This is a genomic window from Antarctobacter sp., from assembly GCF_048262615.1.
Taxonomy (GTDB): domain Bacteria; phylum Pseudomonadota; class Alphaproteobacteria; order Rhodobacterales; family Rhodobacteraceae; genus Antarctobacter.
The window spans coordinates 1-5,934 of sequence record NZ_JBLXFB010000060.1; the positions used below are offsets into that span (position 1 = coordinate 1).

A 5,934-nucleotide genomic window follows, 5' to 3' on the forward strand; every position below is an offset into this window, starting at 1 on the left:
CCGGCCTCCTGTTCCTTGATCATCTCGATTATCTGCGCCTCGGTGAAACGGCTCTTTCGCATGTATCTGCTCCTTCAGAGTTGGCGCAGACTCTACATCACGGTGAGGGATTTCGCGGGGGGCAGGTCACCGCCTCGAAACACATGCAGGGCACCGCTTTCGACATCGCCATGGCGAACCACGATCCTGCAGCGTTCGAGGCTGCGGCGCGGGCTGTGGGTTTCCTCGGCTTCGGATACTATCCGCGGTCGGGCTTCATGCACATCGACCTCGGTCCCGCTCGGTCCTGGGGCGATCCCTTCCCGGCGCGGCCCGTGCCCTTCGCCCCGGAACTGCCGCCCGCGCGCGAAGTCCTGTCGGAAAGCCGCACGCTGCGCGGTGGCGGCGCGGCGGGCGCCGCAACTGTCGGCGCGGCCGGGGTGGAGGTGCTGCAGGATGTCATCGCCGAGACCCAGTCCACCATCCAGCCTCTGGTGCCCTATCTCGACACCCTCCGCTGGGTGCTGATCGCCATCGCGCTGATCGGTATCGCCGTCACAATCCACGCGAGGCTCGATGACTGGAAACGGGGCCAGCGGTGATCGGCTGGCTCCTGACCAACGGCCCGGCGCGAAAGGCGCTGGGCCTGATCCTCACCGCCGCAGCGATCCTGCTGTTCTTGTTCAACTTGCGCCGTGTTGGCGAACGCGCGGGGCGCGCGGCCGAACGGCTTGATGCCCAAGAGAGAAACGATGCCATCCACCGCCAGATGCTCGACGCCGCCGCCCGTCGCCCTCATGATCATGATGCTCTGGCTGAGCGGCTGCGCGATGGCAGGTTCTGACACCCGCTCACCCTGCCTGCCTGTGGTCGAGTACACCAGAGCCGAACAAGCCCGTGCGGCCGACGAGGTCGATGAGCTTCCGGAAGACGCCGTCATTGCGCGGATATTTCGACCCAGCGGAATCTGCTCAGGTTAAGCCGCTAATCTGAATGCCTCGACCGCAGCGCATTGCCCGGCCCGGTTCATGGATTCACGCTGTCAACGAGCGGCAGGGAGTCGCTGCAGTTCGATGATGACAGATGCGGTCATTCCAGTCCCCTGCCGCGATGGGCACAATTGTGCACCTCGCAGGGGCTGGCCGTTCGCCCTCACGGGAGTAAGGGGGACATTTCTTCGAGGCCAGTGAGTATCCGGCCACGAATGCGGTCCACCAGGTCGTTACCGGTGGAGATGTCAAAGCTCGCCGTTTCCAGCAGCGTTTCCTGACCCGTCACACGGAACCGCGCGCGGATCCCTTCCTCGTCACCCAGACCCGCATGGTGGGGATAAAGCAGCGTCAGGCGCGGGGCCTTGTAGAGGTGGGCGTAGGCCATCATCTGATAGACGTCCGCCTGGGACACCCCCTGCTTTGTATCGTCGATCCGGTCGGAAATACGTTTCCACTTGGTGTCGATCACATGAGCGACCTGATCGCCACGCTTGATGAGGATGTCGGGCTTGGTCTGGAAAACCGCACGTTCGTCATCGACCGACGTCAGACAAAACAGGCGGCCACCCTGCAGGGTCACCCGGAATTCGGACCCCGCCAGCGCCCGCGTCACCAGACGGCCGATGTACTCCTCGAACAGGGCATTCATCTCGAACAGCAGTGCCGATCCCTGCCCCGACCCGGCGCTGGTGGTCTGGTATCGATTGCGCAGGAACAGCTGAGCCATTCCAAAGAGTTCCTGCCACGCGCTGTTGGTGCGGTCGATGACAACATCGTCCCACCGCAAGGCAGGGATCTGCACTTCCGCAACCTCGGCATAGACGAAGGCCAGTTCCCGCAGCCGCTGCACATTCGTCGCGTTTCGCGACATGCCCGCCAGATGCGCGATGGTCGCCTTCATGATGCGGTTGAGGGCGATATCCTCGGACAACTCGTCATAGCGGCACGCCAGGCGGCCCGGGTTTGCGCTGTGATGGGTGAACTGGCGCGGGATATCCAGCGATCCCCGCAAGGTCGGCAGGTCATCATCGTGCAGGGTGTAGCGCCGCGGCATGCCCCGGCGCACCGCCTCGGTCAGCTTGTCGCAAAAGATGCGGATCAGGATTTCCAGCAGCGTTTCGCGCTGCCAGTCGAGGTCGGTCATACGCCCGGTCTGGATCTTCAGGTCGAGAGCCACCGCCAGCATGTGGACAAGGCGCTTGCGGATCTCGCGCGTCTCCTGGGCCGAGCCTTCCTTTTCGCCGACGTCGATCTTCGGCAGGATTTCCAGAGTGCAGCCCGGCACAGCCAGAACGCCGACCACCCCCCGCGCCCGCAGGTCATGGCGGCGATCCTCCAGCACGCCACCGCCGCCGCGCCCGGCGAAGGGGGATGCCTTGGCCAGTGCCACAAGGCGCTGGGCAAGATGCGGCGGAATGCATCCTTCCCCATCGCCATGGGGCACGGCCTCCCATTCACGAACGCTGTAGGCGGGCATCAGGCCGCGAACTCGGAGAAGTCGAACAGGTCCTTCACCCGCCAGCGCAGTCTCTCGGCCCCGAAATCATCCACGGCAATTCCCGGCGGCGCAGTCAGGCGGCGCGCCTCCAGAAACCGGGATGGGCCCTGCGGGCCATCGCCCAGAACGGCGGCGACCTTGGACCAATCCTCATAGAAATATTCGGACAAGAGGGGAATGACCTTGTGCCGCATCACGTCCTCGACCTCTTCGGCAGACTTGCAACCGGTGAAATAGGCGTGCCCGATCTGGTGTTCGCGGTCGAAGAGATACTCGATACGGTCGTTGATCGTGGTCAGCAGCTTCTGCAGATTGATCCCGCCGACATTCGGGGACAGGACCGCCGGGTTCGGCATCAATTCCTTGAAGGTGAACCGGCGGCGCAGGGCGGTATCCAGCAGCGCAATCGAGCGGTCGGCCGTGTTCATGGTGCCGATGATGTGCAAGTTCTGCGGCACCCCGAAGCGCTTCTTCGAGTAGGGCAAGGTCAGCTGGATTTCGTCGCGCCGCCCGAGGCGCTTGTCAGGCTCCAGGAGCGTGATCAGTTCGCCAAAGACCTTAGAGATGTTGGCGCGGTTTATTTCGTCGATGATCAGGACATGGGGTTCCACCTCCCGGCTGACGGCCTCACCCCCACTGTTCATGTACCCTTCAAGAGCAACCGTATCCAGGCGAGCCCGATTGAGAGCGTAGATTGACCGCATGGTGAAGTTGCCATCGTAGATTTCGCCCGCAGGAACACCGGATCGATCCACCCAAAGCCAGCGCACAGATCGGCGATGGCAGTATGTTCGGTTGGCACGCTGGTGGTATTCGTAAGTTCCGGTAATCTCGCCTATTGCACGGAACAGGCTGTTGCCCTTGGTCACAACAATGATGTCGCCGATTTCAAGCTGGTTGCGGAAGACGTCCACCTGACTGACTTGGCCAGACTGAAGCGTAACCTCGCCCTCCCGCCTGCCCTGCTCACGACAGGCTTTGAGTATCTCGTTTATGTCAGAGAACTTATCATCCGTGAAATCGATGTCTTCCCAACCCAGAAGCGTGTGCCCTTCGGATACTGCCTCGTCGAAAAGGTAATCCTCGGAAGCAACGTTGGCACGCGCGATCGACATCTTGAAAACCTGCCGACCATCGAGCGAGATGACGTTCCCGCTCGGCGTAACTGGCACGCCTCTCTCTGCACGCCTCGCAATGCGCTGGAATATCCCGGCGACAGGCTCGAGGCGAAAGCCCGGGCCCTTATCCGGTACGTCCTCTTCATCAACGCTGGGTCTCAGCCCCTCGACAAATTCCTCGTAGGACATGGACTGGTGGAAGGTGACGAACTCGATCCGCCCCTCGGACATCAAGCGCCGGTATTCCGCCATCAGCCGATCACGGTTGTTCTCGCCGGAGAGATCAGCGGCAACGTCATCACCCAGGCCAAGGCGAACCGCCTCCCACGCAGTCTGGTAGGTCTTGCCGGTGCCGGGAGGTCCATAGAGGATCAGGTTGGTGGTCACAGCAATCACTTGGGCAGCCTGGCCCTGCATGGGTGCATCTGATTCTGCCATCGCCTTCCCCTCCTGGTCCTCGGCATCGAGGGTGAAAGTAAATGTCGTCGTGCTGGAGGGGTTCGGCGTGGTCGCCTGAAGCGCCGTGTAACCCGCCAAGTCCTTGAACTTTTTGCCTCCCAAAGCGCTGCAAATCGTCGGGAAGGCATTTTGCTCGGAGATATCCCGTGCGAGGTCGGATGCGCGGATGGTCACCGAATTCGTGTCCGCTTCGCGGGCAGGTCCGATGTAGTAATTCAGGGCGACGAGTCGCGCACGTTCTGCTCCGCGCATCAGATGTGTGTGTTGATCGGGAAGCGGCAACGGCGTGCCATGCTGATCGACGATGACGTAGCCCGCCGCATGCAGCCTTGCGGCCGCATCCCCTGGTTGGCTCCACCCCCCATTGAATGTGCTCGCAGCCTTCCCCAGAAGGTACCCGACAATTGGTTTCGTCGGAAAGCGCTTGTCCAGGCGCGGGCGAGTCGACCGCACCCAAAAATCCTTTGGTTCGCCAAAGCTCGAGAACGCACCGGCATGTGCACCCGACGTGCGGTACTGGTCGAACGCATCCATCGCCGCTTCGATCCGTTCGCGCGAAAACGTCTGATCGGAAGCGTCTTCACTTCCGTGCAGGACACGGTATCCGAGTTTATCCAACACCGCGTGTGTGCGCGGACCACCCTGGCCGCCGAAGAATTCCTTCATGGGGAGGGCCCTGCCACCCGGCAGATGCCCGAGGGCGGCCGCGACCGTCGCCTTCGCAGGATAGGAACACCCTGTGGCATCGTCCTGGAACTGAGTCGCGCCATCGGCATAGCCACCGCGCGCAAGGAAGGCCGCCAGACCCATTTCATCGCATTCGCGGATTGCAGCTTCGATTTCTTTGCGGGTGAGGCGATCCAGCAAGGCCTGATGATCGGCAACGTCTGACCCCTTGCGCCGGATCTGATATCCCAGAGCTTCAAGCCTTGCGAATGACTGCGCCTCTCCGAAGCCGTTGAAGAATTCCTTCGCCGAGAGGGCCCGGCCATCGGGAAGATGCGCCAAGGCTGCTGCGACGGTCGCCTTCGCCGGATAGGACTGCTCGTTGCCTTCGTCGCCGACCCACACCTGGGGACTGGCAAAGCCCCCACGGGCAAGAAAGGCCTTCAGGCCCAGCTGATCGCACTCCTGCATCGCCGCATCGATTTCCTTGCGAGTAAGGCGGTCGACCAATGCCCGGTGTTCCGCCTTGTCGGGCACGTTGGATTGTTCGGTCAGAAATGAATGATACAGCTTCAGCGCCTGCTGGAGGCTGGCAAGCCCCGTGCGCAAGACACCGTCGATGGGCACTGGCGATGGGTTCGGACGTTCAGCGCGTTCATCCTCCGCCGAGTAGGCAAAGCGGTTCAGGATGCTGTCCCGATCCTCTTGGGCGAACAATTCATCCAGATCGCCCAGATGCTGCTCCACGCGCTTTGCGCTGCTGACCCGCGAGGAGGCGGTTGCATCCGTCTGTCCCTGCGCCACCAACCACTTACGGAACTCGTCCTGCTTCATAGATTTGCCCCCTGCCTCGCCAAATAGTGACGTTCCAAGGTCTGGAAGCCGAAGGCAGAATCCGTCGTCGTCAATTCACCGTCTGGAACAACGGGGCCGATGATGGCCGGAAGCAAGAAGGTGCGCAACTGCGAGTTGCTTGCCGTTGCCTGCGACCGCGTGATTATGCGCGCTGGTGCGGTTTTTCTGGTGTCGTGTTGATGTGGCGTTGATGTAAACGCCCGAATGCAGAAGGCGCCCGTGGGGCGCCGTGCAAGTATCTGATATCTTTTATGGATTTGGTTGCGGGAGTAGGATTTGAACCTACGACCTTCAGGTTATGAGCCTGACGAGCTACCGGGCTGCTCCATCCCGCGACAGTGCTGACGCAGCCTTTCGGGCTTTGTTG

4 protein-coding genes and 1 tRNA gene are annotated in these 5,934 nt (G+C 61.8%); 2 read left to right on the forward strand and 3 right to left on the reverse strand.

Annotated elements, in window-relative coordinates; all coding sequences use genetic code 11:
* Window positions 1–581 (forward strand): DUF882 domain-containing protein (locus ACN0S5_RS23975; protein WP_417211757.1); only part of this gene is annotated, 581 nt, incomplete at its 5' end.
* The gene (locus ACN0S5_RS23980; RefSeq protein ID WP_417211758.1) at window positions 578–823 is read left to right on the forward strand and encodes a hypothetical protein; all 246 of its coding nucleotides are present in this window, start codon (window positions 578–580) and stop codon (window positions 821–823) included. The genes ACN0S5_RS23975 and ACN0S5_RS23980, both read left to right, overlap by 4 nt.
* Before the next feature lie 308 nt (window positions 824–1,131).
* On the opposite strand, the gene ACN0S5_RS23985 is transcribed toward ACN0S5_RS23980, so the two are convergent.
* The 3 genes from ACN0S5_RS23985 to ACN0S5_RS23995 all read right to left on the reverse strand — a co-directional run bounded on the left by ACN0S5_RS23985 (window position 1,132) and on the right by ACN0S5_RS23995 (window position 5,902).
* Window positions 1,132–2,415, reverse strand: a complete 1,284-nt coding sequence (locus tag ACN0S5_RS23985; protein WP_417211760.1) for an McrC family protein — start codon at window positions 2,413–2,415, stop codon at window positions 1,132–1,134.
* 32 nt (window positions 2,416–2,447) lie between these two features.
* A complete protein-coding gene (locus ACN0S5_RS23990; RefSeq protein WP_417211761.1) occupies window positions 2,448–5,546 on the reverse strand; it encodes an AAA family ATPase in 3,099 nt (1,032 codons plus the stop codon).
* Between the two features lie 279 nt (window positions 5,547–5,825).
* Window positions 5,826–5,902: transfer RNA gene (locus ACN0S5_RS23995), tRNA-Met, on the reverse strand.
* Window positions 5,903–5,934: the final 32 nt, after the last annotated feature.

Coding starts and splice junctions, on each gene's coding strand:
- ACN0S5_RS23990 (WP_417211761.1), bottom strand. CDS start 5,546: ATGAAGCAGGACGAGTTCCGTAAGTGGTTGGTGGCGCAGGGACAGACG.